The organism is Massilia putida, assembly GCF_001941825.1.
GTDB classification, from domain to species: domain Bacteria; phylum Pseudomonadota; class Gammaproteobacteria; order Burkholderiales; family Burkholderiaceae_D; genus Telluria; species Telluria putida.
In genome coordinates this window covers 3,540,041-3,563,882 of record NZ_CP019038.1, presented here as the reverse complement: position 1 = coordinate 3,563,882, position 23,842 = coordinate 3,540,041, and the positions used below count along the sequence as shown (strand labels likewise).

Here is a 23,842-nt window from a genome sequence, read left to right as displayed (position 1 = left end):
AATGATTTGAATAGGCAGTTCGCCGGGACGGCGGACACAGGAAGTGGGAATAGCGTGGTGTGTTGCGTGACCGCGGGACCGGCAGAGCGACCCCGCGGGCCGGACAGGTGTCTGCCCGGCGATTCGTACCGATCTTCCGATCAATAGGTGTAGAACATCCGCTGAATCTCTTTGGTGCTGTTCGTCTTGGTCAGCGCCAGCATCAGCAGGATGCGCGCCTTCTGCGGATTCAGCGTATCGGCGACCACGAAGTCCAGCTGGTCGTCATTCGCCTCGCCGTTGCGCGCCACGATGCCCTGGCCCACGCGGCTCGCGCGCACGATGATCACGCCTTTTTCGCGCGCGGCCGACAGCGCCGGGCGCACCTTGTTCGGCAGGCTGCCGTCACCGACACCCGCGTGGATCAGGCCCTTGGCGCCGGCGGCGACCAGCGCGTTGACGGCCGTCGGGCCCACGTTCGCGTAGGTGTAGGCGATGTCGACCTGCGGCAGCGCCGTCAGGTTGCTCACGTCGAATTCCGTGTCGGCCGTGTGCTTGCGCGTCGAGGCGCGGTAGAAGTGCGCCTGGTTGCCCACCACGTAGCCCAGCAGGCCCAGTTCCGTCGCCTTGAACGTGTCGGTGGTCGTCGTGTTGGTCTTGCTGACGTCGCGCGCGGCGTTGATCTGGTCGTTCAGCACGACGAGCACGCCCTTGCCGACGGCGTCCTGGCTGCCGGCCGTCAGCACGGCGTTGTACAGGTTGATCGGGCCGTCGGCCGAGATCGCGGTCGACGGACGCATCGCGCCCACCACCACCACCGGCTTCCTGCTCTTGACGACGAGGTCGAGGAAGTACGCGGTTTCCTCGATCGTGTCGGTGCCGTGCGTGATCACGATGCCGTCCACGTCCGGCTTGGCCAGCAGCGCGTTGACGCGCTTGGCCAAGGTCAGCCAGTGCTCGTTGCTCATGTTCTCGCTGGCGATCTGGAAGACCTGTTCGCCCGTCACGTGCGCGACCTGCTTCAGTTCCGGGACGGCCTTGATCAGGTCATCGACGCTGACCTTGGCGGCCGTGTAGCCGACCGTCGTCGTGCTGGTGGCGCCGGTGCCGGCGATGGTGCCGCCGGTGGCGAGGATCACCACGTTGGGCAGGCGCGCCGCCGTCTGGGCTTGCGCGGCCGTGGCCAGCATCGTCATGAGGCACAGCGCGAACCAGGTGCGTACAACTTTTAAGAACATAAGATCTCCTTGTTTAACAATTTTTGGAAGGCAAAAAAAAGGCTCCTTGGGAGGAGCCTGGGTTCGGGGTGGCGGTCAGCGCAACGGCGCTATGGCGACGTCCTTGTCCGCGAGCGCGGGATCGGTCAGATCCCCCTCCCACTTCGCGACGACCGCGGTGGCGATGCCGTTGCCGATCACGTTCGTGGCCGAGCGGCCCATGTCGAGGAAGTGGTCGATGCCGAGCAGCAGGAGCAGGCCGGCTTCCGGGATGTGGAACTGGTTCAGCGTGGCGGCGATGACGACGAGCGATGCGCGCGGCACGCCGGCCATGCCCTTCGACGTCAGCATCAGCACGAGCATCATGGTCAGCTGCGTGGACAGCGCCAGTTCGATGCCGTAGGCCTGGGCGATGAAGACGGAGGCGAACGTGCAGTACATCATGGAGCCGTCCAGGTTGAACGAGTAACCGATCGGCAGCACGAACGCGGCCAGGCGGTTCTTGACGCCGAAGCGCTCCAGGCCTTCCAGCGTTTTCGGATAGGCGGCTTCCGACGAGGCGCAGGTGAACGCGAGGATGGTCGGCTCGCGCAGTAGGCCGAGAAGCTTGAACAGGCGCGGGCCGACGAACAGCACGCCGATCGCGATCAGGATGGTCCACAGCAGCGCGATGCCGAGGTAGAACTCGCCCATGAACTTGCCGTAGGTCGCGAGCACGCCCACGCCGCTGGTGGCGACGACGCCGGCGACGGCCGCGAACACGGCGAACGGCGCGAAGTTCATCACGTAGCCGGTCACTTTCAGCATCACGTGCGCGGCGCCGTCGATGGCGACGATCATCGGCGTGGCGCGCTCGCCCACGGCGGCGGCGCCGGTACCGAAGAAGATCGAGAAGATCACGATCTGCAGGATCTCGTTCTTGGCCATGCCGTCGAAGATCGACGTCGGCACGAGGTGGGTGATGAAGTCCTTCAGCGTCAGGCCGGTGGCGCTGATGCCCGACGAGGCGCCGGTCGCCGGCAGGGTGCCGGACAAGGCCATCGCGTCGCCCGGACGGAACAGGTTCACGAGGATCAGGCCCAAGGTGAGCGAGAGGAGCGATGCGATGATGAACCAGCCCAGCGCCTTGACGCCGATGCGGCCGACTTCCGCGGCGTCGCCCATCTTGGCGATGCCCACCACCAGCGTGGAGAACACGAGCGGCGCGATGATCATCTTGATCAGGCGGAGGAACAGGGTCGTCACGAGCGACATGATGTCGGCGAAGCCCTTGGGGTCGGCGAGATTCGTGTGCGCGACATAGCCGGCGGCGATGCCCAGAACCAGGCCCACGAGGATCCAGGTGGTGAGGCGGTTTCGTTTGTTCATAAGCTTCCTCTGTGGTGGCGAATGGCCGGGCAGGGGAGATCGTCCGTCCTGCGCCGGCGCCGTGGCACAATCTCGTGCAAGATCAGGTGGTTGCCGGGTGCCTGGTGCTGTGATATTGACAAGTCCCGGCAGTATCCTTGGCGTTGATGGTGCTGTCAAGCATGCCAAAATCCGACAAAAAATAAATGATCGAAATTGACAACGTCAGCAAGTGGTACGGCTCTTTTCAGGTCCTGCGCGACTGCACCACGCGCGTTGCGCGCGGCGATGTCGTGGTCGTGTGCGGCCCGTCCGGCTCCGGCAAGTCGACGCTCATCAAGACCGTCAACGGCCTCGAGCCCTTCCAGCAGGGCGCGATCCGCGTGGACGGCACGTCCGTCGGCGACCCGGCCACGCGCCTGCCCGCGCTGCGCGCGCGCATCGGCATGGTGTTCCAGAATTTCGAACTGTTCCCGCATTTGTCGGTGCGCGACAACCTGAACCTGGCCCAGATCAAGGTGCTGAAACGCTCGCGCGACGAGGCCACGGCCAATGGCCTGAAATACCTGGACCGCGTCGGCCTGCTGGCGCACCAGGACAAGTTCCCGGCCCAGCTGTCGGGCGGCCAGCAGCAGCGCGTGGCGATCGCGCGGGCGTTGGCGATGGATCCCGTCGCGATGCTGTTCGACGAGCCGACGTCCGCGCTCGATCCGGAGATGGTGGGCGAAGTCCTCGACGTGATGACGGGCCTGGCCGGCGACGGCATGACGATGATGGTCGTGACCCACGAGATGGGCTTCGCGCGCCGCGTGGCGGACCGCGTCGTGTTCATGGACGAGGGGCGGATCGTCGAGGACAGCGCCGGCGAGGCGTTTTTCGAGGCGCCGGCGTCGGAACGGGCGCGGGAGTTCTTGGCGAAGATTATCCACTGACCCTGCGTCGTTCGCGCGCAAGCAGGAATCCGTGCTGAGCATCCTGGTCAGCCCAGTAGGGGGCCCCGCTTGCGCGAGGACGACGGTTTAGAGGTTACGCAGTACCAGACTCGCCCCACCCGCGATCAACACCACCCACACCGCCTGCTTGACCCGCTCCGCCGGCAGCCGCTGGTGCAGCCGGTTGCCGAGATACAGCCCGCCGAGCGCGAACGGCAGCAGCACGCAAGCCAGCAGCGGCAGCGCCGGCTGGGCGTACAGGCCCGCGCCCGTGAACAGCACCAGGCGGGATATCGCGCTGAAGAACAGGACGCCGCTGAGGGTGGCGCGCAAGGCCAGCTTGTCGTCCAGGCGGCTCGTGAGGAAGATCGTATAGAACGGGCCGCCCGTGCCGAACAGCGCGGTGAACACGCCGCCGACGACGCCGAACGGGCCGGCCCAGACGGGCGCCAGCGGCCGCGGCTTGCGCCGAGCGAGCAGGCTCCAGGCCGAATAGCACAGGATGAACAGGCCGAGCACGACCAGCAGCGTGCGCTCCGGCGCACGCACGAGCGCGAGCACCCCGACGGCCATCCCGGCCACCATGAACGGGAGCAGCCGCAACGCTTCGCGCTTCTCGATGAAGCGGCGGTTCTTCAAACCCAGCAGCACGTTCGAGACGAGGTCGAACACGAGCATCAGCGGCACCGCCATGCGCAGCGGTATGAACAGCACCAGCAGCGGCATCGCCGTCACGGACGAGCCGAAGCCGGTGAGGCCGAACACCGTGTAGCCGAAAACGATGATGAGCGCCAGTTGGGCGAGCGTGATCAAGTCGAACGTCATGCCACGATTCTAGCCGAACGGCTATTTTAGTTCTGTATTGCAATGTATCGTGCGCACCTGCAAGGCTGCCCGGCGCCGGTACGTGCGATAAAATGTCGGGGTTCGCAATCCGAGAGCCGCCATGTCCATCATCGAATCCCCCGACACCATCACTATCACCCGCCCCGACGACTGGCACCTGCACCTGCGCGACGGCGCGGCCATGGCCAGCGTGCTGCCGCACAGCGCGCGCCAGTTCGCCCGCGCCATCGTCATGCCGAACCTCAAGCCGCCCGTCACGACGGCCGCGCTGGCTGCCGAATACCGGACGCGCATCCTGGCCGCGCTGCCGGCCGGCATGGCGTTCGAGCCGCTGATGACGTTGTATCTGACTGACAACACGGAACCGGACGAGATCCGCCGCGCCCGCGACACCGGCTTCATCCACGGCGTGAAACTGTACCCGGCCGGCGCCACGACGAATTCCGCCGCCGGCGTGACCGACTTGCGCAAGTGCTATAAAACGCTGGAAGTGATGCAGGAACTCGACATGCCGCTGCTGACGCACGGCGAAGTCACGGACCAGCACATCGACCTGTTCGACCGCGAAGCCGTGTTCATCGAACGCGTGATGCGTCCGCTGCGCCGCGACTTCCCGGAACTGCCGATCGTGTTCGAGCACATCACGACGAAGGACGCGGCCGAGTACGTGGCCGAGGCCGAAGGCCCGATCGCCGCGACGATCACGGCGCACCACCTGCTGTACAACCGCAACGAGATCTTCCGCGGCGGCATCCGCCCGCACTACTACTGCCTGCCGGTGCTGAAGCGCGAAGAACACCGCCTGGCGCTGGTGACCGCGGCCACCAGCGGCGACGAGCGCTTCTTCCTCGGCACCGACTCCGCGCCGCACGCCGTGCACGCGAAGGAATCCAGCTGCGGCTGCGCCGGCTGCTACACCGCGCTGCACGCGATGGAGCTGTATGCCACCGCCTTCGAACAGGCCGGCGCGCTCGATAAACTGGAAGGGTTCGCAAGCCTGAACGGCCCGAACTTCTACGGCCTGCCCGTCAACGAGGGCACGATCACCCTGAAGCGCGAGGCGTGGAGCCTGCCGGCGACGGTGCCGATGGGCGAGCAGGAACTCGTCCCGCTGAACGCCGGCGAACAGATCGGCTGGAAGATGCTGTAACGGGATGTTCCCGGACATCGACTGGACGCGGCCGTGGTACGACGCGGTCCGTCCCGCTTTCGACAGCCTGCCGCCGGGGCCCCTCATTGGCTCTTTTATCCCGGCGTTCAACGCCAACGCGGCGCGGCTCGGGCTCGTCAACGAGCTGGGCCGGGCAATCCGCTTCGTGCCCCAGGCCGAGCTGCCGGAGGGCACGGCCTATGAGGCCTTCATCGGCGCCACGGGCCGCGTGCCGACGCGCGAGAACCTGCACGATTTCTTCAACGGTCTCGTATGGCAGACCTTCCCGCGCATCAAGCGGGCATTGAACGCCCTGCAGGCCGCGCAGATCGCGCAGGCCGGCGTGGGTAAAGCGCGCGGACCGGCGCGCGACGCCGCCACCATTTTTGATGAGAACGCGGCGTTGCTGATCGTCCGCGATGGTGACGCGGGCCGCGCGCTCGTCGACGACCTGCGCGCGCACCGCTGGCGCGACGCCCTGTTCGACCGGCGCGCCATGTTCGGGCGCGATGCCGAACCGTGGCTGTTCGGGCACGCGCTGATGGAAAAGCTCGTCGCGCCGCGCAAGGCGATCACGGCCCATGTGCGCGTCGTGTTCGCCCCAGACGATTTTTTTGCGTTTGAGCGCGAGGGACGCCGCGACTGGATCGATTGCGCGGTGTCCAAGGCGATAGCGGCCGAGGGCTTGTCCACGGCCGGCTTCACCCCGCTGCCCGTGCTGGGCGTGCCGGGCTGGTGGCCGGACCAGAATGAAGCGTTTTATCTCGACCACACCGTGTTCCGGCCCAAACGGCCGGCCAGCAACACTCAAGGAGGACACCATGACTGACAAAGTACGTTGGGGCATCCTTGGCACGGGCAAGATTGCCAAGGCTTTTGCCACCGCACTCAAGGACACGCCGGATGCGCAGCTCGCCGGCGTCGGTTCGCGCAACCTGGCCAGCGCCGACAGCTTCACCCGCGAATTCGGCGGCACGGCGTACGGATCGTACGAAGACCTCGTGCGGGCCGGCGACGTGGATCTCGTCTACGTCGGCACGCCGCACCCCGTCCATTACGAGAACGTGCGCATGGCGCTGGACGCCGGCAAGGGCGTCCTGTGCGAAAAGGCGTTCACGGTCAACCGCCGGCAGGCGGAGGAACTCGTGCAGCTCGCGCGTGCGAAAAACCTGTTCCTGATGGAGGCGATGTGGACGCGCTTCCTGCCCGCGCTGGCCGAGGTGCGTCGCATCGTCGACTCGGGCGAGATCGGCACCGTGCGCCAGGTGAACGCCGACCTGGGGTTCAAGGCCGAATTCGGCCCCGAACACCGCCTGTTCAATCCCGTGCTGGGCGGCGGCGCGCTGCTCGACCTGGGCATCTATCCGCTGTCGATCGCGGTGGCGCTGCTCGGGCCTGTCGACAGGGTGCTGGCCCACGCCGACTTCGGCCCGACGGGCGTCGACGAGCAGACCGGCATCCTGCTGCGCCACAGCGGCGGCGGCATGTCCATGTGCAGCTGCTCGCTGCGCGCGCGCCTGCCGAGCGAGCTGACGATCGCGGGCGAACGCGGCCACGTGCGCATGAACACGATGTTCTACCGCACCCAGACGGTGACGGTGGCGCGTGCCGACGGCATCTCGCGCACCGTGCCCACGCCCTACATCGGCAACGGCTATGTGCACGAAGTGATCGAGGCGCAGCGCTGCTGGCGCGCGGGCCTAGTGGAAAGCCCCGGCATGACGCATGCGGATACGCTGGCGCTGATGGGCGTGATGGACGACGTCCGGCGCCAGATCGGCCTGACCTATAACGCCGATTCGACGCAAACGAGCGATTAACCACCAAGGAGAATGAATGAAACGCGATCCCCGTTCGACCAGCCGCATGCGGCGCCTGAATGCCCGCCAGCGCAAGAAGCTGCGCGTCGGCGAATTCCGCGAGCACTGCTTCGACGTCGAACTCGTGTTCCACAGCCCGATGCGCGGCGAGCCGTACCACGACTTCATCAACGATTTCTTCGGCGCGCTGGAAGCGCGGGGCCTGCTGGGCGGCGGCTTCGGCGGCCGCGAGCCGTTCAGCGAGACGGAAGGCGTGGTCGCCCGCATCGAGCGCGGTTCGCCGTCGGAAGAGGATCGCGAAGCCGTGATCGCGTGGCTGCGCGCGCGGCCGGAAGTCGTCGATGCGCGCGCCAAGGATTTCAAGGACGCCTGGCACGGGTACGATTTTTAAACTGAGTTGAAATTGCCGAGATGTAAGGATCTGTCAGCGCGGTAACCATTTGTAAAGCTCGTCAACAGATGGGTGAACGGCCGCGTTTCTGGGTCAAGTGCAACACAAAACGGGTTGCACCAAACCCAAAACTTCTGAGGACCCTTCATCATGAAAAAGACCATCGCTACCCTGATCGCCGGCCTGTTCGCAACCGCTGCCTTCGCCCAGGCGCCTACCCCGGCTGCGACGACGCCCGCCGCGGCCAAGGTCGAAGCCAAGCAGGAGAAGCAAGCCGCCAAGGCTGAAGTGAAGGAAACGAAAGCCGCCGCCAAGGCCGACGTCAAAGAAACCAAAGCCGCCGCCAAGGCCGACGTGAAGGAAGCCAAGCAGACCGCGAAAGCCGATGTCAAGGAAGCCAAGGCCGATGCCAAGGCGGACGTCAAGGCAGCCAAGCTCGATGCCAAGGAAACCAAGAAGGAAGCCAAGGCTGAAGTGAAGGAAGCGAAGGCCGAGCACAAGGCCGCGAAGGTGGCGGCCAAGTAATCCGGTCCGCCCTATGACAAAGCCCGCGCGATGCGGGCTTTTTTCATGGCTGCGCCAACGGGTGTAAACGCTTGTCAATACAGTAACCGTTTGTAAAGTGCGTCAACAGACGGACGGGAGAGCTCGTTGAGGGGATAAGTGACACGCAGACGATGTGCACCCAGACCGATAACTTCCAAGGACCCTTCATCATGAACAAAACCATCGCTACCCTGATCGCCGGCCTGTTCGCCACCGCAGCTTTCGCCCAGACGCCCGCCCCGGCCACGACGAAGACCGCGACGCCTGCCGCCAAGCAAGCCGTGCTGGTCAATAATGCCGACGTGAAGGCACCGAAGGCCGACGTCAAGGCGGCACCGAAGGCCGACGTCAAGGCAGCACCGAAAGTCGACACGGCAGCGCAAGCCGATGCAAAAGAGGCACATGCCGATGCGAAGGTTGCCAAGACGCATGCGAAGGAAGCGAAGGCAAGCGCCAAGCATGCGACGAGCAAGGCCAAGCACCATGCCGTGAAATCCGAAGCCAAGGACAGCACGGACACCACCGTCGCAACCACGACGACGCCGGCGCCGGACGCTGCACCGGCACCCGCCGCCGCCCCGGCGCCCGCCGCCGCGCCCGCACCGGAAGCGGCGCCGGCACCCGCTGTCACCCCGGCACCGGAAGCTGCCCCGGCGCCTGCCGCTCCGGCCACCCAGCAGTAATCCGGCAGTCACTTTGCACGAAGCCCGCGCGATGCGGGCTTTTTTCATGGCGGCGGCGCCCGGTTGTAAGCGATTGTCAGCGCAGTAAGCGTTTGTAAAGCCCGTCAACAGCCGCGCGGCCGTCCGCGTTTCAGGATCAAGTGACACGCAAACGACGTGTTCCTGCCCCGACAAACTCTGAGGACCCTTCATCATGAAAAAGACCATCGCTACCCTGATCGCCGGCCTGTTCGCCACCGCTGCCTTCGCCCAGACCCCGGCCCCCGCCGCCGCGACCACGCCCGCCGCGACCACGCCCGCCACGACGACGCCCGCCGCCGTGAAGGCCGAAGCCAAGCATGACAAGCAGGCCGCGAAGACCGAAGCGAAAGCCGACGTCACCGATGCCAAGCAGGCCGTCAACGCCGACGTGAAAGAAGCGAAAGCCGACGCAAAGGCCGCCAAAGCCGATGCGAAGGAAGCCAAGGCCAGCGCCAAGCATGCCAAGCACGCCAAGCGCAAGGCCAAACATCACGCCGTGAAGAAAGAAGCCGCCACGGACACGACCGTCGCCACCGCCGCACCGGCACCGGCTGTCAAGTAATCCCGCAGCCCCTTCTCGAAAAGCCCGCGCAATGCGGGCTTTTTTCATGCGGCCCGCTCCGCGTGCATCGCGCGGAACAGGCCAGGACTGATGCCGAAGCGGCGCGCGAACGCTTTCGACAGCTGGCCCGGCGTCGCATAACCCGACTGCGCGGCGACCGTCTTCAGCGCCAGTGACGTCTGCAGCAGTGCGCGCGCGTGGTCGAGGCGCAGCGTCTCGACGAAGCGCGCCGGCGTCTCGCCCAGCGCGTCGGTGAAGCGGCGGTGGAACGTGCGGGGCGACATGCCCGCGCGCTCGGCCAGGGCGGCCACGTCCAGCGCGTCGTCGAGGTGCGCGCGGATCCAGTCGACGAGGGCGGCGAACGGACTGTCCGCCTTTTCCTGGGCCGCCAGCACGGTGCTGAACTGCGACTGGTAGCCGGGCCGCCGCGCGTACAGCACGAGCCGGCGCGCGATCGCGTTGGCGACGGCTTCGCCCAGATCGCGCGCGACGAGGGCCAGGCACATGTCGATGCCCGTGGTGACGCCGGCCGACGTCCACACGCGGCCATCCTCGACATAGAGCGCGTTCGCATCGACCTCGATCGCGGGATGCCGGCGGCCGAGGATGTCCGTCGCTTCCCAGTGCGTGGCGACGCGCTTGCCGTCCAGGAGGCCGCACGCCGCCAGCGCGAAGGCGCCCGTGCACACGGAGCCGTAGCGGCGCGCGCGGGCGCAGGCGCGCCGCAGCCAGGCGCTTGCCGCCGCGTCTTGCGCGAGCGCCTGCAGGCCGCGCCGGCTGCCACCGGCCACCAGCACGGTGTCCAGCGCACCGGGACGGACACTCGCCAGCGGCGCCGTCACGACGGCCAGGCCGCAGTTGCTGGTCACGGGGCCGCCCTGCGGCGACAGGATGCGCACGCGGTAGAAGGCGCGCCCGGCGGCGTCGTTGGCGGCGCCGAACACGGCGGCCGGACCGGTGACGTCGAGCACCTGGACGTCGTCGAACGTGACCAGCGCAATCTGGCGGGATGGGGAGGGCATGGCAGGAATCGGCATAAGTTTGACATTGCTGCCAATGCTAGCCCTTTCCTAGAATGGCGTCATCCTTCCTCGACAACCCGGAGCCTGCCATGAGTACTGCCCTGCACATCGGATTCCTGCTGTTCCCGCATGTGACCCAACTCGACCTCACCGGTCCCGCCCAGATCCTCGGCCGCGTCCCCGGCGCGCAGGTGCACCTCGTGTGGAAGACCCGCGATCCGGTGCCGACCGACGTCGGCTTCACGATCAACCCGACGACCACGTTCGCCGACTGTCCGCCGCTGGACGTGCTGTGCGTGCCGGGCGGCTTCGGTATCGAGCAGCTGTTCGGCGATGCCGACACGCTGGCTTTCCTGCGCCGCCAGGGCGAGCGCGCGCGCTACGTCACGTCGGTGTGCAACGGCTCGCTCGTGCTGGGCGCGGCCGGGCTGCTCGAAGGTTATCGGTCCGCTTGCCACTGGATGTGGTTGCCCCTGCTGGAACGCTTCGGCGCGGTGCCCGTCGCGGAGCGGATCGTGCGCGACCGCAACCGGATCTCGGGCGGCGGCGTGACGGCCGGGATCGACTTCGGCCTCGCGCTGGCGGCCGAACTGGCCGGCGACGACGTCGCGCGCACGATCCAGCTGGCGCTCGAATACGATCCGCGACCGCCGTTCGATGCCGGTTCGCCCGAGGGGGCCGGCCCCGAACTGGTGGCACGCTACCGCGCGCTGGTGGCGCCGCGGATCGCGCGGGTCGAGGCGGTGTTGGCGCAAACGGCTGAGCTGTAAGCGTTTGTCAGGCGAGTAAGCATTTGTAAATCGCGTCAACAGGGCAGCGGGGTCGGCCGTTTTCAGACACAAGTGACAAGCAAACGTGCATCACTGAAACCCAAAACGACTGAGGACCCTTCATCATGAAAAACACCATCGCTGCCCTGATCGCCGGTCTGTTCGCCACCGCCGCTTTCGCCCAGACCCCGGCCCCGGCGCCGACGGCCGCTCCCGCCGCGGCAAAGGCCGAAGCCAAGCACGAGACGCAGGCTGCGAAAGCCGAGGCGAAAGAGACCAAGGCTGAAGCGAAGGTCGAAGCGAAGACCGATGTGAAGGACGCCAAGCACGCGACCAAGCACGCGAAGGCCAAGACGAAGCACGCCGCCAAGGACACCACCGTCGTCGCCGCCGCCACTCCGGCCGCGACCAAGTAATACCGACCGACCCGAATCACCGAATCCGCAGGAGCCAACACCATGAAACGTACCATCGCCACCCTGATCGCCGGCCTGTTCGCCACCGCCGCTTTTGCCCAGACCCCGGCCCCGGCGCCGACGACCGCCCCGGATTCGGCCACGCCGCCTGCCGTCGCCAAGGCCGAAGCGTCGCACGAGAAGCAGGAAGCCAAAGCGGCCAAGAAGCACGTGAAGAAGGCCAAGCATCACAAGAAGGCCGCCACCAAGGAAGCGGCGAAGGATGCGGCGGCCGATACGACGGCGCAGGCTGCGACCAAGTAATCGCACGATTGACCATCGCCCCGGACTAGCCGTCCGCCTTGGCGGGGGCCAATTCATGCGCATGCCGATACGCATAAAACTTGGGTCCCCGCCTCGGCGGGGACGACGTTTTGAGGCGGTGCTCAGACTTTAAGGAATTCCTCGCGCCCACCCAGCCAGCGCTGCAGGTGCGCATCGACGATCGCATCAAACTCGGGCCGGTCCGATCCGAGCAGCCACGCCGCCACGTCGCGCGCCTGTTCGACGATCCACTGGTCCGTCTCCAGGTTCGCGAAACGCAGCATGGCCTGGCCGGACTGGCGCGCGCCGAGGAATTCGCCGGGGCCGCGGATTTCCAGGTCGCGCCGCGCGATCTCGAAGCCGTCCGTCGTTTCGCGCATCGTCATCAAACGCTGCTTCGCGACCGGCCCTAGCGGGCTTTGATACAGCAGCAGGCAGGCGCTGGCTGCCGAGCCGCGGCCCACGCGGCCGCGCAGCTGGTGCAGCTGCGACAGGCCGAAGCGTTCCGCGTGCTCGATCACCATCAGCGAGGCGTTCGGCACGTCGACGCCCACCTCGATCACCGTCGTCGCCACCAGCACGTGCACCTCGCCCGCGGAAAACGCATCCATGATCACCTGCTTCTCCGCCGGCTTCATGCGGCCGTGCACGAGGCCGACGACGAGGTCGGGCAGGGCTTGCGCCAATGTCTCGTAGGTCTCGGTGGCGGTCTGCAGCTGCAGCGCTTCCGATTCCTCGATCAGCGGACAGACCCAGTAGACCTGCCGGCCTTCCAGCGCGGCCGCGTGCACGCGTTCGATCACTTCGTCGCGCCGGTTCTGGTCGATGGCGCGCGTGACGATCGGCGTGCGGCCCGGCGGCAGCTCGTCGATGATGGACACTTCCAGGTCGGCGTAATACGTCATCGCCAGCGTGCGCGGGATCGGCGTCGCCGACATCATCAGTTGGTGCGGCACCAGGCCCTCGGAGCCCTTGTTGCGCAGGGTGAGGCGCTGGCCGACGCCGAAGCGGTGCTGTTCGTCGACGAGCACGAGGCCCAGCCTCGCGAACTGCACGCTGTCCTGGATGAGGGCGTGCGTGCCGATCACGAGCTGCGCCTCGCCCGATTCCGCCATCTCGCTGGCCGCCGTCTTGTCCTTCTTTTTCAGGCTGCCCGTCAGCCACGCGACCTTCACGCCCAGCGGTTCCATCCACGCGGCGATCTTGCGGAAGTGCTGCTCGGCCAGGATCTCGGTGGGCGCCATCAGCGCGGCCTGGTAGCCGCTGTCGATGGCCTGCGCGGCCGCCAGCGCCGCGACGACGGTCTTGCCGCTGCCGACGTCGCCCTGCAGCAGGCGCTGCATCGGGTAGTCCGCGCGCAGGTCGCGGCGGATCTCTTCGACCACGCGCTGCTGCGCATTGGTCAGCTTGAACGGCAAGGCCTGCAGGAAGGCGGTGGACAGCGCGCCCACGGCGCCGAGCACGGGCGCGCCTTTTTCGCGGCGCGCCTGCTGCGCGCGTTTCAGCGACAGCTGCTGCGCGAGCAGCTCGTCGAATTTCACACGCGTCCACGCGGGGTGGGACCGCTCCGTCAGCGCGTGCTCGTCGACATCCGGCGGCGGATAGTGCAGCAGGCGCACGGCCGGCTGGAACTCGGCCAGGTTCAATTTTTCGCGCACGGCGCGCGGGACGGTATCGGTCCAGTCCACGCGCTTCATCGCGTCCGCGATCGCGCGCCGCAGCACCGTCTGCGACAAGCCTTCGCCGGACGGGTACACGGGCGTGAGGGCGTTCGGGAGCGGCGCGCCTTCGTTGACAATTTTGTAGACCGGGTGGACCATCTCGGCGCCGAAGAAGCCGTGCCGGACCTCGCTGCGCGCACGCACGCGCGTGCCCTCGGCCAGCTGTTTCACCTGGCTGCCGTAGAAATTCATGAAGCGCAGCTGGATGTCGGACGTCTCGTCGGCGATGGTCACCAGGAGCTGGCGCCGTGGCTTATAGGCGATCTCGTTCTTCGTGACGATGCCTTCGACCTGCGACACGTGGCCGCCGCGCAGGCAGGCTTCGCGGATGGGCACGATCTGCGTCTCGTCCTCGTAGCGCATCGGCAGGTGCAGCACGAGGTCCATATCGGTGCGCAGGCCGAGCTTGGCGAGCTTGCTTTCGATGCTTTTCGGTGCTGGTTTGACTGCGGCTTTGGCCGCCGGTTTGGCATTCGTGGCTGGCATGGCGGTTCGTTGGCGCGTGTTGTCGGCTTATCAGTATTCGGGCATAACGGTTATGGTCTGCGCCCTCAGTCTGAAATCCGGGTGTAAAATAATGGGTTCGCCGCACGCTGTAGCCCGTATTGTAAGGCGCCGGCACCAGTTTTTCCCAGCCAAGATGAGCAAAACGTACTCCCTCTCCGACTTCGATTTCGACTTGCCGCCCGAGCGCATCGCCCAGGTGCCGCTGCCCGACCGCAGCGCGTCGCGCCTGCTCCAGCTGGACGGCGACCGCATCACCGACCGCATATTCTCCGACATCGTCGACCAATTGCAGGCCGGCGATACGCTCGTGATGAACAACACCCGGGTGCTGAAGGCACGCTTCTTCGGCCAGAAGGAGTCCGGCGGCCAGGTCGAAGTGCTGGTCGAGCGCGTGCTCGATCCGCGCACGGTGCTCGCGCAGGTGCGCGCATCGAAGTCGCCGAAGCCCGGTTCGCGCATCCGCCTGGCCGATGCGTTCGAGGTCGGCGTCGGCGAGCGCGCCGGCGAATTCTTCACGCTGCACTTCGACGGCGACGTGTTCGAGCTGATCGAGGCGCACGGCCGCCTGCCGCTGCCGCCGTACATCGAGCACGACGCCGACGACTTCGACGAGCAGCGTTACCAGACCGTCTACTCATCGGCGCCCGGTGCCGTCGCCGCCCCGACGGCCGGCCTGCACTTCGACCAGGCGCTGCTCGACAAGGTCGCCGCGAAGGGCGTGCGCATCGCCTACGTCACGCTGCACGTGGGCGCCGGCACGTTCCAGCCCGTGCGCGTCGAGAATCTCGCCGAGCACAAGATGCACAGCGAGTGGTACACGATCCCGCAAGAGACCGTCGAGGCCGTGCGCGCCGCGCAGGCCGCCGGCCGCGACGTGGTCGCCGTCGGCACGACGTCGCTGCGCGCGCTGGAGTCGGCATCGCAGTCGGGCGAGCTCGTGGCCGGCAGCGGCGACACCAATCTGTTCATCACGCCGGGCTACCTGTTCAAGACGGTGACCCGCTTGATTACGAACTTCCACCTGCCCAAGTCGACGCTGATGATGCTCGTCTCGGCCTTTGCAGGCTACGATGAAATCCGCAAGGCGTACGCGCACGCGATCGCCAGCGAATACCGCTTCTTCAGCTATGGCGACGCGATGCTGCTGACGACGCAGTCGCGCGCAACCAAGAATTGAACCCATGCTCGAATTCACCCTCCTCAAAAAAGACACGAGCGGCCTGTCGCACGCCCGCCGCGGCCGTTTGAAACTGAACCACGGCACCATCGAGACGCCGATCTTCATGCCGGTCGGGACCTATGGCTCCGTCAAGGCGATGGCGCCGAACGAGTTGAAAGAAGTCGGCTCGCAGATCATCCTCGGCAACACGTTCCACCTGTGGCTGCGCCCGGGCACGGACGTCATGGACAAGTTCGGCGGCCTGCACGGCTTCATGGGCTGGGACAAGCCGATCCTCACCGATTCCGGCGGCTTCCAGGTGTTCTCGCTGGGCGCGATGCGCAAGATCACGGAAGAGGGCGTGAAGTTCGCGTCGCCGATCGACGGCTCGCGCCAATTCCTGTCGCCGGAAATCTCGATGCAGATCCAGCGCTCGCTGAATTCGGACATCGTCATGCAGTTCGACGAGTGCACGCCGTACGAGATCGACGACCGTCCGGCCACGAGCGAGGAGGCGGCGAAGTCGATGCGCATGTCGCTGCGCTGGGCCCAGCGTTCGATGAACGAGTTCAACCGCGGCGAGAATCCGAACGCGTTGTTCGGCATCGTGCAGGGCGGTATGTACGAGCGCCTGCGCGACGAATCGCTGGCGGGGCTGGAAGAGATTAATTTTCCGGGCCTGGCCATCGGCGGCCTGTCGGTGGGCGAGCCGAAGGAAGACATGATGCGCGTGCTGCAGCACATCGGCCCGCGCCTGCCGGAACACAAGCCGCACTACCTGATGGGCGTCGGCACGCCGGAAGACCTGGTCGACGGTGTGGCGAACGGCGTCGACATGTTCGACTGCGTGATGCCGACCCGGAACGCCCGCAACGGCTGGCTGTTCACGCGCTTCGGCGACCTCAAGATCAAGAACGCCCGCTACAAGGACGACCCGTCGCCGCTGGACGAGACGTGCTCGTGCTATTGCTGCAAGAATTTCTCGCGCGCCTACCTGCACCACCTGCACCGCTCCAAGGAAATCCTGGGGGCGCGGCTGAATACCATCCACAACCTGCATTACTACCTGAACCTCATGCAGGAGATCCGCGATGCCATCGATGCGGATCGGTTCCACGCCTTCCGCCTGCAGTTCAACGCTGACCGCGCCCGCGGCGTGTGATCGTCGATCGGCGCGTGTTCGCCGATCGAATTAAATTTCCGATAATGTCTTGCATTTCAGCATGCCGGTTCCCACATGGTGGGAAACTGGCTGTTGACACTTTGCCGGTGCTAGAATACAGCGCTTGTTTTTTCACATTTATACAATCGGAGTCCTTGTGTTCATTTCCAACGCGTACGCGCAAACCGCCGGTGCCGCCGATCCGGGTCTGATGGGTAACCTCACCACGTTCGCCCCGCTGATCCTGATGTTCGTGGTCATGTACTTCCTCATGATCCGTCCGCAGCAAAAGCGCCAGAAAGAGCTGAAAACGATGATGGATGCGCTGGCCAAGGGCGACGAAGTGATCACCGCCGGCGGCATGCTGGGCCGCGTCACCAAGGTCACCGACACCTACGTGACCGTCGAAGTGGCTGCCGGTACCGAAGTGGTGGTACAGAAGAACGCCGTGACCGCGCTGCTGCCGAAGGGCACGCTGAAGTCCCTGTAATCCGGCCGCGCGGCCCGCGCCGCGCCATCCGCCCGATCCTGAACGCTGGAACATCATGAATCGTTACCCCCTCTGGAAATACATACTGATCCTTGTGGCAGTGCTGCTCGGCCTGCTGTACACGGCGCCCAACTATTTCGTCGATTCGCCGGCATTGCAGGTGACGACCTCCAAGGCCACAGTCAAGGTCACCAGCGACACGGTCAGCAAGGTCGCCGACGCGCTCAAGCGTGAAGGTATTCCTGTCGAGACCGTGGGGCTGGAAGGTTCGGGCGACAGCAGCAACGTGCGTGCCCGCTTCGCGACCCCCGACATCCAGTTCAAGGCCAAGACGGCGCTCGAGCGCGACTTGAACCGCGACCCGCTTGACCCCGATTACATCGTCACCGTCAACCTGGTCAAGAACACGCCGGCCTGGATGCAGGCGCTCCACGCCAAGCCGTTGAACCTCGGCCTGGACCTGCGCGGCGGCGTGCACTTCCTGCTGCAGGTGGATGCCAAGGCCGTGCAGGAGACGCGCATCAAGAGCGTCCTGTCGAGCGTCCGCAGTGAGTTGCGCGAGAAGAACATTCGTCACGCCGGCATCGACCGCGTCGGCAACAACGTCGTGATCAATTTCCGCGATGAGGCCACCCGTACGCAGGCGCGCAACGTGCTGGCCAGCCAGAACGCCGACCTGGCGTTCTCCGAGGCCGCCGACGGCACCGACCTGAAGCTGATCGTCACCCTGAAGCCGGCAGCGCTGCAACGCGTGGTGGAAGAGGGCGTCAAGCAGAACATCAGCGCACTGGGCAAGCGCATCAACGAACTGGGCGTGAGCGAGCCCGTGATCCAGCAACAGGGCCGCGACCGCATCGTCGTCCAGCTGCCGGGCGTGCAGGACGTCGCCCACGCCAAGGACATCATCGGCCGCACCGCGACGCTGGAATTCCGCGTGACCGACGACACCATCACGCCGGGCACCGAGTTGTCCGCCGCGATCCCGCTGAACTCGGAACTGTTCACCGAAGGCCCGGGCGCGCCGGTCGTCGTGTCGAAGGACGTCGTCGCGACCGGCGACTCGGTCATCAATGCCGTCGCCAGCTTCGACCAGAACCAGCGTCCGGCCGTGAGCATCGAGCTGAACGCCGAAGGCGGCCGCAAGATGCGCGCCATGACGCGCGAGCGCGTCGGCAAGCGCATGGCCACGCTGCTGAAGGAAAAAGGCAAGTACACCGTGCTGCAGGTCGCGACCATCCAGAGCGAATTCGGTTCGAACTTCCAGACGACCGGCTTGCGCAGCCCGCAGGAAGCGGCCGAGCTGGCGCTGCTGCTGCGCGCCGGCGCGCTGTCGGCCCCGATGGAATTCGTCGAGGAACGCGTCGTCGGCCCGCAGCTGGGCGCCGAGAACATCGCCAAGGGCCTGCATTCCACGCTGTGGGGCTTCGTGGCGATCGCGATCTTCATGATCATCTACTACCAGCTGTTCGGCTTCTTCAGCGTCGTGGCGCTGGCCTGCAATCTGCTGTTCCTGCTGGCCCTGCTGTCGATGCTGGGCGCGACCCTGACCCTGCCGGGTATCGCGGCAATCGCGCTGGCGCTGGGTATGGCGATCGACGCCAACGTGCTGATCAACGAACGCATCCGCGAGGAACTGCGTGCGGGTAACACGCCGCAGGCGGCGATCTCGGCCGGTTTCAGCCACGCCTGGGCGACCATTCTCGACTCGAACGTGACGACCCTCATCGTCGGCCTGGCGCTGCTGGTGTTCGGTTCGGGCGCCGTGCGCGGCTTCGCCGTCGTGCACTGCCTGGGCATCCTGACGTCGATGTTCTCGGCCGTGTTCCTGTCGCGCGGCGTCGTGAATCTGTGGTACGGCCGCAAGAAAAAGCTCGGCAAGATCGCCATCGGCACCGTGTGGAACGCGGACGCCGCCGCGGCCAGGACGGCCGTCAAGAAAGGATAACCGGGGTAGAACATGGAATTTTTCAAGATTAAACGGGACATCCCGTTCATGCGCCACGCGTTGATCTTCAACGTGATCTCGGCGCTGACTTTCGTCGCCGCGGTGTTCTTCCTGGTGACTAAGGGCCTGCATTTCTCGGTCGAGTTCACGGGCGGTACCGTGATGGAACTGCGCTACCCGCACGCGGCCGACCAGGAAAAGATCCGCCGCAGCCTGGAAAAACTGGGCTACGAGCAACCGGAAGTGACGAGCTTCGGCACCGCGCAGGACGTGTTGCTGCGCCTGCCGATCCGCAAGGACGTGGCCGGTTCCGGCACGTCGGCCACGGTGTTCAACGCGCTGTGCGCGGCGGAATCCGGGGCGCCGAAGCAGGTCCAGCAGACCACCGACAAGGGCGAGAGCGTCACCCGTACCAGCTGCGTCAACGCGGCGGGTGCGGAAGTGGTCAGCCTGCAGCGCGTCGAATTCGTCGGCCCGCAGGTCGGCGACGAGCTGGCGCAGAACGGCTTGAACGCGCTGATCATGGTCGTGGTCGGCGTGATGATCTACCTGGCGGTGCGCTTCGAATGGAAGTTCGCGGTGGCGGCGATCATCGCCAACCTGCACGACGTCGTGATCATCCTGGGCTTCTTCGCCTTCTTCCAATGGGAATTCTCGCTGACCGTGCTGGCCGCCGTGCTGGCCGTGCTGGGTTACTCCGTCAACGAGTCGGTCGTGATCTTCGACCGGATCCGCGAGACCTTCCGCAAGGAGCGCAAGCTGTCCGTGACCCAGGTCATCGACCACGCGATCACGAGCACGATCTCGCGTACGATCATCACCCACGGCTGTACCGAGATGATGGTCCTGTCGATGCTGTTCTTCGGCGGCCAGACCCTGCACTACTTCGCGGTCGCGCTGACCATCGGCATCTTGTTCGGTATTTACTCGTCCGTGTTCGTGGCGGCCGCCATCGCCATGTGGCTGGGCGTCAAGCGCGAAGACCTGATCAAGCCGATCAAAGCGAAAGACGAAACGGACGGCGCGGTCGTGTAATTGCGGCAGTCCTGTCGACAAAGCCGCCCGGCCTGGCCGTGGCGGCTTTTGTTTTTATGGGGTGGGTCAAGACGCCAGCGCTTTGATATAAAAGATTTTTATTTGTGTGAAGCAGCGCACAGAGTGTTCGCACAGGGCTGCCGTACTATGGACTCGTCTCTTTCAGGACATCCCTAGTTTTGGACTTCACCCGCTCCCGCAAGGAGCGGGTTTTTTTTGCCCTGCCGTCGGTCTGCGTAGGTGTTTTTACAGATGAGTAGGAAAATTTAACAGAATGTGAGTCAGCGCACAGAGTGCAGAGGTGGCGCGACTTAAGATGGACTCGTCTCTTTCAGGACATCCCTAGTTTTGGACTTGGCCCGCTCTCGTAGCGGGCGTTTTTTTGTCCGGACGCCCATGAAAAAACGTCGTCCGTGCTTGCGCAGGGACGACGCCGGTGCGGCAGACCCGTTACCGGGTCCGGGGAGGGGACTTAGAAACCGTATTTCAGACCGACCGTGTACACGTCCGCCTTGGCGCCGAACGCCTTGTCCTTGCCGTAGCGTTCGTACTCGGCGTTCAGGGCCAGCTTCTCGTTCAGCTTGTACTCGACGCCGACGCCGCCATACAGGCCCGTGTCGTAGCTGTTGACCTGGGTGCCCAGGCTGCTGCTGTACTTGCGCTCGTTGTAAGCGACGCCCAGCTTGCCGTAGCCGGTGAAGCGTTCGGCCAGCGGGATGCTGTACTTGCCGGCGACATACGTGCCGGAGCCCTTCACGGTGCCACCGCCGACGTCTTCCTTGTCGAAGTTCGTGTAGCCCGCTTCCACGCCCCAGTTCTGATCGAATTCATAGCCGCCGTAGACCTTGGCGTTCGTCTTATAGTCGTCGGTCGACTTGTTATTGGCCGTGGCCGCGCCGATGCCGACGTAGGCGTGCGGCGTGGTGGTCTGGGCTTGGGCGGCGCCGGCGACGGCGGACGTGGCGATCAGTGCGAGCAGCAGTTTCTTCATGGTTCACTCCTTAGTGTTCTCGGGCTCGCGATTCGTTGTGAATCGCAATATGGCCAAGATAGCACTATGTTTCCCTAAGAGAAGTTCTCAATCGGTAAGGAATGTAACAAGATGAAAGTAAATGACTGAAAAGTCACATATGCATGCGACACACCGACCGCGCAGGATCAGGCCAGCGCGGCCGTGAGGCTGTTGACCTCGTCCTCCGATTCCTCGAGGATCGAGGTGAGCGTGCCTTCGCCGACGGCGAAGTCGATGGTGGCGCCGACCTGCACGCCGGGGATGCCCGGATCGCGTTCCAGCAGGGGCGACGGGACGGGCGACAGGTCGTTTGCCAGCAGCAGCGTGTCGCCCAGGGTTTCCGGCGGCAGGGCGCGCATGCCGTTCCACAGCGCTTCGATGGCGCCCATCACGGGTGCCGGTACCCCCAATTTGAGCAGGACGCCGCGGCCGATGGCCGTCTCGCCATGCTCGATCCATTCGTCGGCGCCGCCGTCCAGCAGGCCCGGGAACTCGGGCGCGCGCGACAGCAGATAAAAGCCGCCGACCTCGTGCACGATGCCGGCGAACATCGCCGTTTCCGGATCGACGAACGATACGCGCCGCGCGATCACCTGCGACAGCGCCGCCACGTGGGTCGAGTGCAGCCACAATTGATCGGCCTTGGCGCGTAGCACCGGGTCGTGGATTTCGCCGGCCAGCTGGCGCACGATGACGGCCGCGGCCAGCGCGCCCAGCGTGCGGAAGCCCACGCGCGCGACGGCCGCCTTGACGTTGGTGACGTCGTTGCCGAAGCGGTTATAGGCGGCCGAGTTGGCGATGGCCACGGTGCGCGCGGCCAGCAGCGGCTCCGTCTGCACGAGGCGCGCCGCTTCGTCGATGTGGCAATCCGGATCGGCCAGCGCGCGCTGCAGCTTCAACGTCGCGTCGACATGGGTAGGAAAGTGGAGGTCGCCGCGCCCGGCTTGCGCGGCAATGCTCTTGAGGGCGTCGATTCTGTCCATGGGAAAAAATTATACCCCCGGGCAGAGCGTCAGGGTTCGCTGAAAATGGCGTCGCAGCCGTCTTTCGGTTCCTCGGTGTCCTGCAGCTCGTCGATGAGGCCGAGGTCGAACAACTCCTCGACCGCGTTCATGAAGCTGTTCAGGGTGGCGGCACCGATCAGGCGGTAGATTTCTCCGGCCTCGTTGCGCACGCCGATCAGCATCGGCTCGTCGCGCACTTCCGAGGGCGGGGCCACGTCGAGCAGCAGGTTGCCGATGATGTGTTTGTCGAAATGAGGGGGCTTTTTGCCTTCGAGTAGTGCTGTCTTCATATCATCCTTCGTCGGCGGGAACGTGCCCGCCCGGTGAGACCAGGTCCGGCGCGTCGAGCCGGGTGCGCAGGCGGTGCAGCGCGTGGTCCAGTTGTTCGAAATCGCCGTCGCCGTAATCGGCGAACAGCTGCTTGCCGTGTGCGACCACGGCCGGAAACACATTATGGAACAGGGTATCGCCGGCCGCCGTCAGGCGCACGAGGAACGAGCGCTTGTCGTCGCATTTGCGCACGCGTTCCACGAGACCCTTCCGTTCCAGGCGGTCGATGACGCCGGTCAGCGTGCCCTTCGTGATCAGGGTCCGCTCGCCCAGTTCCTTGTAGGTCATGCCGGGTGTGTTGCCGAGGGTGGCGATGATGTCGAATTGCGGATGCGTCAGCCCATGCCGGCGCACCGGTTCGGCGACGAAGCGCTCGAACCCTTGCAGGCATTCGGCCAGCAGGCGCACACTCTTCAGATATCGTTCACCCATGAAACGATTATAGCCTCTGCGCGGCGAGGCCCCGGCGCTTCGCGCGCTGGGCTTCTCGATTTACGGTCGCGCCCGTTACCATAGCAATCTTGCCAGACTTCATTGAACGCGCCATGACCCAGCATCTGCGCGGCATTGCCGCCCTCGTCGTCGTCGTCCTCGTGTGGGGAACGACATTTCCCGCGATGAAGGAATTGACGGCTTATTTTTCTCCCGTCTGGATCATCCTGACCCGCTTCGCCATCGCGACGGTGTTGCTGTCGCCGTTCCTGTGGCGCGCATACCGCGACAAACTCGGCACGGACCTGAGGCTGGGCGCGACGCTGGGTTTATTACTGTTCTTCTGCTACCTGTTCCAGGTGGAAGGTCTCGCCCTGACGACGTCCAACCGCAACGCCTTCATCTGCGGCCTGAACGTGCTCGTCGTGCCGCTGCTCGGCGTGCTCGGTGGACGCCTGCCGGAGCGCCGCATCGTCGTCGCGCTGCTGCTTGCGATCGCCGGGCTCGTTGCTCTGTGCTGGGACGGCGGCGGCGGCTGGCGCCGCGGCGACACGCTCGCGCTGCTGGCCGCGCTCACGTTCGGCACCTACATCAAGGTCATGGAAATCTATACGCGCCGCGCCACCCGATTGATGAGCGTGACGGCCGCGCAGATCGGTACGGTGGCCGTGTGCGCTGCGCTGTGGCTCGTCGCGCGCGAGGTGCCGCGCGGTGCCGTCGGCGTCGAGGATGCCGCGAACTATTGGACGTATATCGGCCACGGGCTCGCCCGTTATGCGCCGAACTTCGCCTATCTCGGCGTGCTGTGCACGGCCGCCATTATCTCGATGCAGGCGTGGGGCCAGGCGCGCACGAGCGCCAACGAGGCCGCCGTGATCTATGCGTTCGAGCCCGGCGCCGCCGCGTTTTTCGCGTACTTCTGGCTGGGCGAGGCGATGGGCGGCCGAGGGTGGTTCGGCGCGGCATTGTTGATCTCCGGTATGATTGTCAGCCAATGGAATGCCGAGAGCCGGCCGGCCGCCGCGCTCGCCCCCGAGTGA

The 23,842-nt window shown here is 65.5% G+C and carries 26 protein-coding genes; 17 read left to right on the top strand and 9 right to left on the bottom strand.

The window, feature by feature from the left end:
- Positions 1 to 140: 140 nt before the first annotated feature.
- Entirely contained in the window at positions 141 to 1,175 is a 1,035-nt protein-coding gene (locus tag BVG12_RS18060) for a type II asparaginase (protein ID WP_307189127.1), read from the bottom strand.
- Between the two features lie 117 nt (positions 1,176 to 1,292).
- Complete coding sequence (locus BVG12_RS18055) at positions 1,293 to 2,564, bottom strand: dicarboxylate/amino acid:cation symporter (protein ID WP_075793611.1); 1,272 nt, start codon at positions 2,562 to 2,564, stop codon at positions 1,293 to 1,295.
- Between the two features lie 185 nt (positions 2,565 to 2,749).
- Between BVG12_RS18055 and BVG12_RS18050 the strand changes: the two genes are divergently transcribed.
- Complete coding sequence (locus BVG12_RS18050) at positions 2,750 to 3,475, top strand: amino acid ABC transporter ATP-binding protein (RefSeq protein ID WP_075793610.1); 726 nt, start codon at positions 2,750 to 2,752, stop codon at positions 3,473 to 3,475.
- A gap of 87 nt (positions 3,476 to 3,562) precedes the next feature.
- Here BVG12_RS18050 and BVG12_RS18045 read toward each other — a convergent pair whose 3' ends face one another.
- Entirely contained in the window at positions 3,563 to 4,300 is a 738-nt protein-coding gene (locus BVG12_RS18045) for a sulfite exporter TauE/SafE family protein (RefSeq protein ID WP_075793609.1), read from the bottom strand.
- Positions 4,301 to 4,421: 121 nt separating this feature from the next.
- Here BVG12_RS18045 and pyrC point away from each other — a divergent pair, with 121 nt between their 5' ends.
- The 7 genes from pyrC to BVG12_RS18010 all read left to right on the top strand — a co-directional run bounded on the left by pyrC (position 4,422) and on the right by BVG12_RS18010 (position 9,494).
- Entirely contained in the window at positions 4,422 to 5,471 is a 1,050-nt protein-coding gene (gene pyrC, locus BVG12_RS18040) for a dihydroorotase (RefSeq protein WP_075793608.1), read from the top strand.
- A 4-nt stretch (positions 5,472 to 5,475) separates the two neighbouring features.
- Positions 5,476 to 6,300 (top strand): DUF3025 domain-containing protein, encoded by an 825-nt coding sequence (locus BVG12_RS18035; RefSeq protein WP_075793607.1) that lies wholly within the window; start codon positions 5,476 to 5,478, stop codon positions 6,298 to 6,300.
- Positions 6,293 to 7,291: a Gfo/Idh/MocA family protein gene (locus tag BVG12_RS18030; RefSeq protein WP_075793606.1), complete on the top strand. Its 999-nt coding sequence runs from the start codon at positions 6,293 to 6,295 to the stop codon at positions 7,289 to 7,291. The genes BVG12_RS18035 and BVG12_RS18030 overlap by 8 nt, the downstream gene beginning before the upstream one ends.
- A 16-nt stretch (positions 7,292 to 7,307) precedes the next feature.
- Positions 7,308 to 7,682, top strand: a complete 375-nt coding sequence (locus tag BVG12_RS18025; protein ID WP_075793605.1) for a 50S ribosome-binding protein YggL — start codon at positions 7,308 to 7,310, stop codon at positions 7,680 to 7,682.
- A gap of 150 nt (positions 7,683 to 7,832) precedes the next feature.
- Positions 7,833 to 8,207: a hypothetical protein gene (locus BVG12_RS18020; RefSeq protein ID WP_075793604.1), complete on the top strand. Its 375-nt coding sequence runs from the start codon at positions 7,833 to 7,835 to the stop codon at positions 8,205 to 8,207.
- A gap of 191 nt (positions 8,208 to 8,398) precedes the next feature.
- Entirely contained in the window at positions 8,399 to 8,911 is a 513-nt protein-coding gene (locus BVG12_RS33530) for a hypothetical protein (RefSeq protein WP_229503646.1), read from the top strand.
- Between the two features lie 193 nt (positions 8,912 to 9,104).
- The gene (locus tag BVG12_RS18010; RefSeq protein WP_075793602.1) at positions 9,105 to 9,494 is read left to right on the top strand and encodes a hypothetical protein; all 390 of its coding nucleotides are present in this window, start codon (positions 9,105 to 9,107) and stop codon (positions 9,492 to 9,494) included.
- Positions 9,495 to 9,538: 44 nt separating this feature from the next.
- Here BVG12_RS18010 and BVG12_RS18005 read toward each other — a convergent pair whose 3' ends face one another.
- Positions 9,539 to 10,516, bottom strand: coding sequence for a GlxA family transcriptional regulator (locus BVG12_RS18005; protein ID WP_075796434.1), 978 nt, complete (start codon positions 10,514 to 10,516; stop codon positions 9,539 to 9,541).
- 89 nt (positions 10,517 to 10,605) lie between these two features.
- On the opposite strand from BVG12_RS18005, the gene BVG12_RS18000 reads away from it, so the two are divergent.
- From BVG12_RS18000 to BVG12_RS17990, 3 genes are all read left to right on the top strand, one after another.
- Positions 10,606 to 11,286: a DJ-1/PfpI family protein gene (locus BVG12_RS18000; RefSeq protein ID WP_075793601.1), complete on the top strand. Its 681-nt coding sequence runs from the start codon at positions 10,606 to 10,608 to the stop codon at positions 11,284 to 11,286.
- A 125-nt stretch (positions 11,287 to 11,411) separates the two neighbouring features.
- Positions 11,412 to 11,702, top strand: a complete 291-nt coding sequence (locus BVG12_RS35190) for a hypothetical protein (RefSeq protein ID WP_075793600.1) — start codon at positions 11,412 to 11,414, stop codon at positions 11,700 to 11,702.
- A 42-nt stretch (positions 11,703 to 11,744) separates the two neighbouring features.
- Positions 11,745 to 12,005: a hypothetical protein gene (locus tag BVG12_RS17990; RefSeq protein ID WP_075793599.1), complete on the top strand. Its 261-nt coding sequence runs from the start codon at positions 11,745 to 11,747 to the stop codon at positions 12,003 to 12,005.
- A 122-nt stretch (positions 12,006 to 12,127) separates the two neighbouring features.
- On the opposite strand, the gene recG is transcribed toward BVG12_RS17990, so the two are convergent.
- Positions 12,128 to 14,212 carry an ATP-dependent DNA helicase RecG gene (gene recG, locus BVG12_RS17985; protein WP_075793598.1) on the bottom strand — a complete coding sequence of 695 codons (2,085 nt, stop codon included), beginning with the start codon at positions 14,210 to 14,212 and terminating at the stop codon, positions 12,128 to 12,130.
- Between the two features lie 154 nt (positions 14,213 to 14,366).
- On the opposite strand from recG, the gene queA reads away from it, so the two are divergent.
- The 5 genes from queA to secF all read left to right on the top strand — a co-directional run bounded on the left by queA (position 14,367) and on the right by secF (position 20,024).
- Complete coding sequence (gene queA / locus BVG12_RS17980) at positions 14,367 to 15,410, top strand: tRNA preQ1(34) S-adenosylmethionine ribosyltransferase-isomerase QueA (protein WP_075793597.1); 1,044 nt, start codon at positions 14,367 to 14,369, stop codon at positions 15,408 to 15,410.
- Between the two features lie 4 nt (positions 15,411 to 15,414).
- On the top strand, positions 15,415 to 16,554 hold the full coding sequence (tgt, locus tag BVG12_RS17975; protein ID WP_075793596.1) for a tRNA guanosine(34) transglycosylase Tgt: 1,140 nt from the start codon (positions 15,415 to 15,417) through the stop codon (positions 16,552 to 16,554).
- A gap of 157 nt (positions 16,555 to 16,711) precedes the next feature.
- Positions 16,712 to 17,044 (top strand): preprotein translocase subunit YajC, encoded by a 333-nt coding sequence (gene yajC / locus BVG12_RS17970; RefSeq protein ID WP_075793595.1) that lies wholly within the window; start codon positions 16,712 to 16,714, stop codon positions 17,042 to 17,044.
- Positions 17,045 to 17,099: 55 nt separating this feature from the next.
- On the top strand, positions 17,100 to 18,989 hold the full coding sequence (secD, locus tag BVG12_RS17965; RefSeq protein WP_075793594.1) for a protein translocase subunit SecD: 1,890 nt from the start codon (positions 17,100 to 17,102) through the stop codon (positions 18,987 to 18,989).
- A 12-nt stretch (positions 18,990 to 19,001) separates the two neighbouring features.
- Complete coding sequence (secF, locus tag BVG12_RS17960) at positions 19,002 to 20,024, top strand: protein translocase subunit SecF (RefSeq protein ID WP_075793593.1); 1,023 nt, start codon at positions 19,002 to 19,004, stop codon at positions 20,022 to 20,024.
- Between the two features lie 472 nt (positions 20,025 to 20,496).
- On the opposite strand, the gene BVG12_RS17955 is transcribed toward secF, so the two are convergent.
- The 4 genes from BVG12_RS17955 to BVG12_RS17940 all read right to left on the bottom strand — a co-directional run bounded on the left by BVG12_RS17955 (position 20,497) and on the right by BVG12_RS17940 (position 22,802).
- A complete protein-coding gene (locus tag BVG12_RS17955; protein ID WP_075793592.1) occupies positions 20,497 to 21,015 on the bottom strand; it encodes a porin family protein in 519 nt (172 codons plus the stop codon).
- A gap of 167 nt (positions 21,016 to 21,182) precedes the next feature.
- The gene (locus BVG12_RS17950) at positions 21,183 to 22,019 is read right to left on the bottom strand and encodes an HDOD domain-containing protein (RefSeq protein WP_075793591.1); all 837 of its coding nucleotides are present in this window, start codon (positions 22,017 to 22,019) and stop codon (positions 21,183 to 21,185) included.
- Positions 22,020 to 22,048: 29 nt separating this feature from the next.
- The gene (locus BVG12_RS17945) at positions 22,049 to 22,330 is read right to left on the bottom strand and encodes a hypothetical protein (RefSeq protein ID WP_075793590.1); all 282 of its coding nucleotides are present in this window, start codon (positions 22,328 to 22,330) and stop codon (positions 22,049 to 22,051) included.
- A 1-nt stretch (position 22,331) separates the two neighbouring features.
- Positions 22,332 to 22,802, bottom strand: a complete 471-nt coding sequence (locus tag BVG12_RS17940) for a MarR family winged helix-turn-helix transcriptional regulator (protein ID WP_075793589.1) — start codon at positions 22,800 to 22,802, stop codon at positions 22,332 to 22,334.
- A gap of 113 nt (positions 22,803 to 22,915) precedes the next feature.
- Here BVG12_RS17940 and BVG12_RS17935 point away from each other — a divergent pair, with 113 nt between their 5' ends.
- Entirely contained in the window at positions 22,916 to 23,842 is a 927-nt protein-coding gene (locus BVG12_RS17935; RefSeq protein ID WP_075793588.1) for a DMT family transporter, read from the top strand.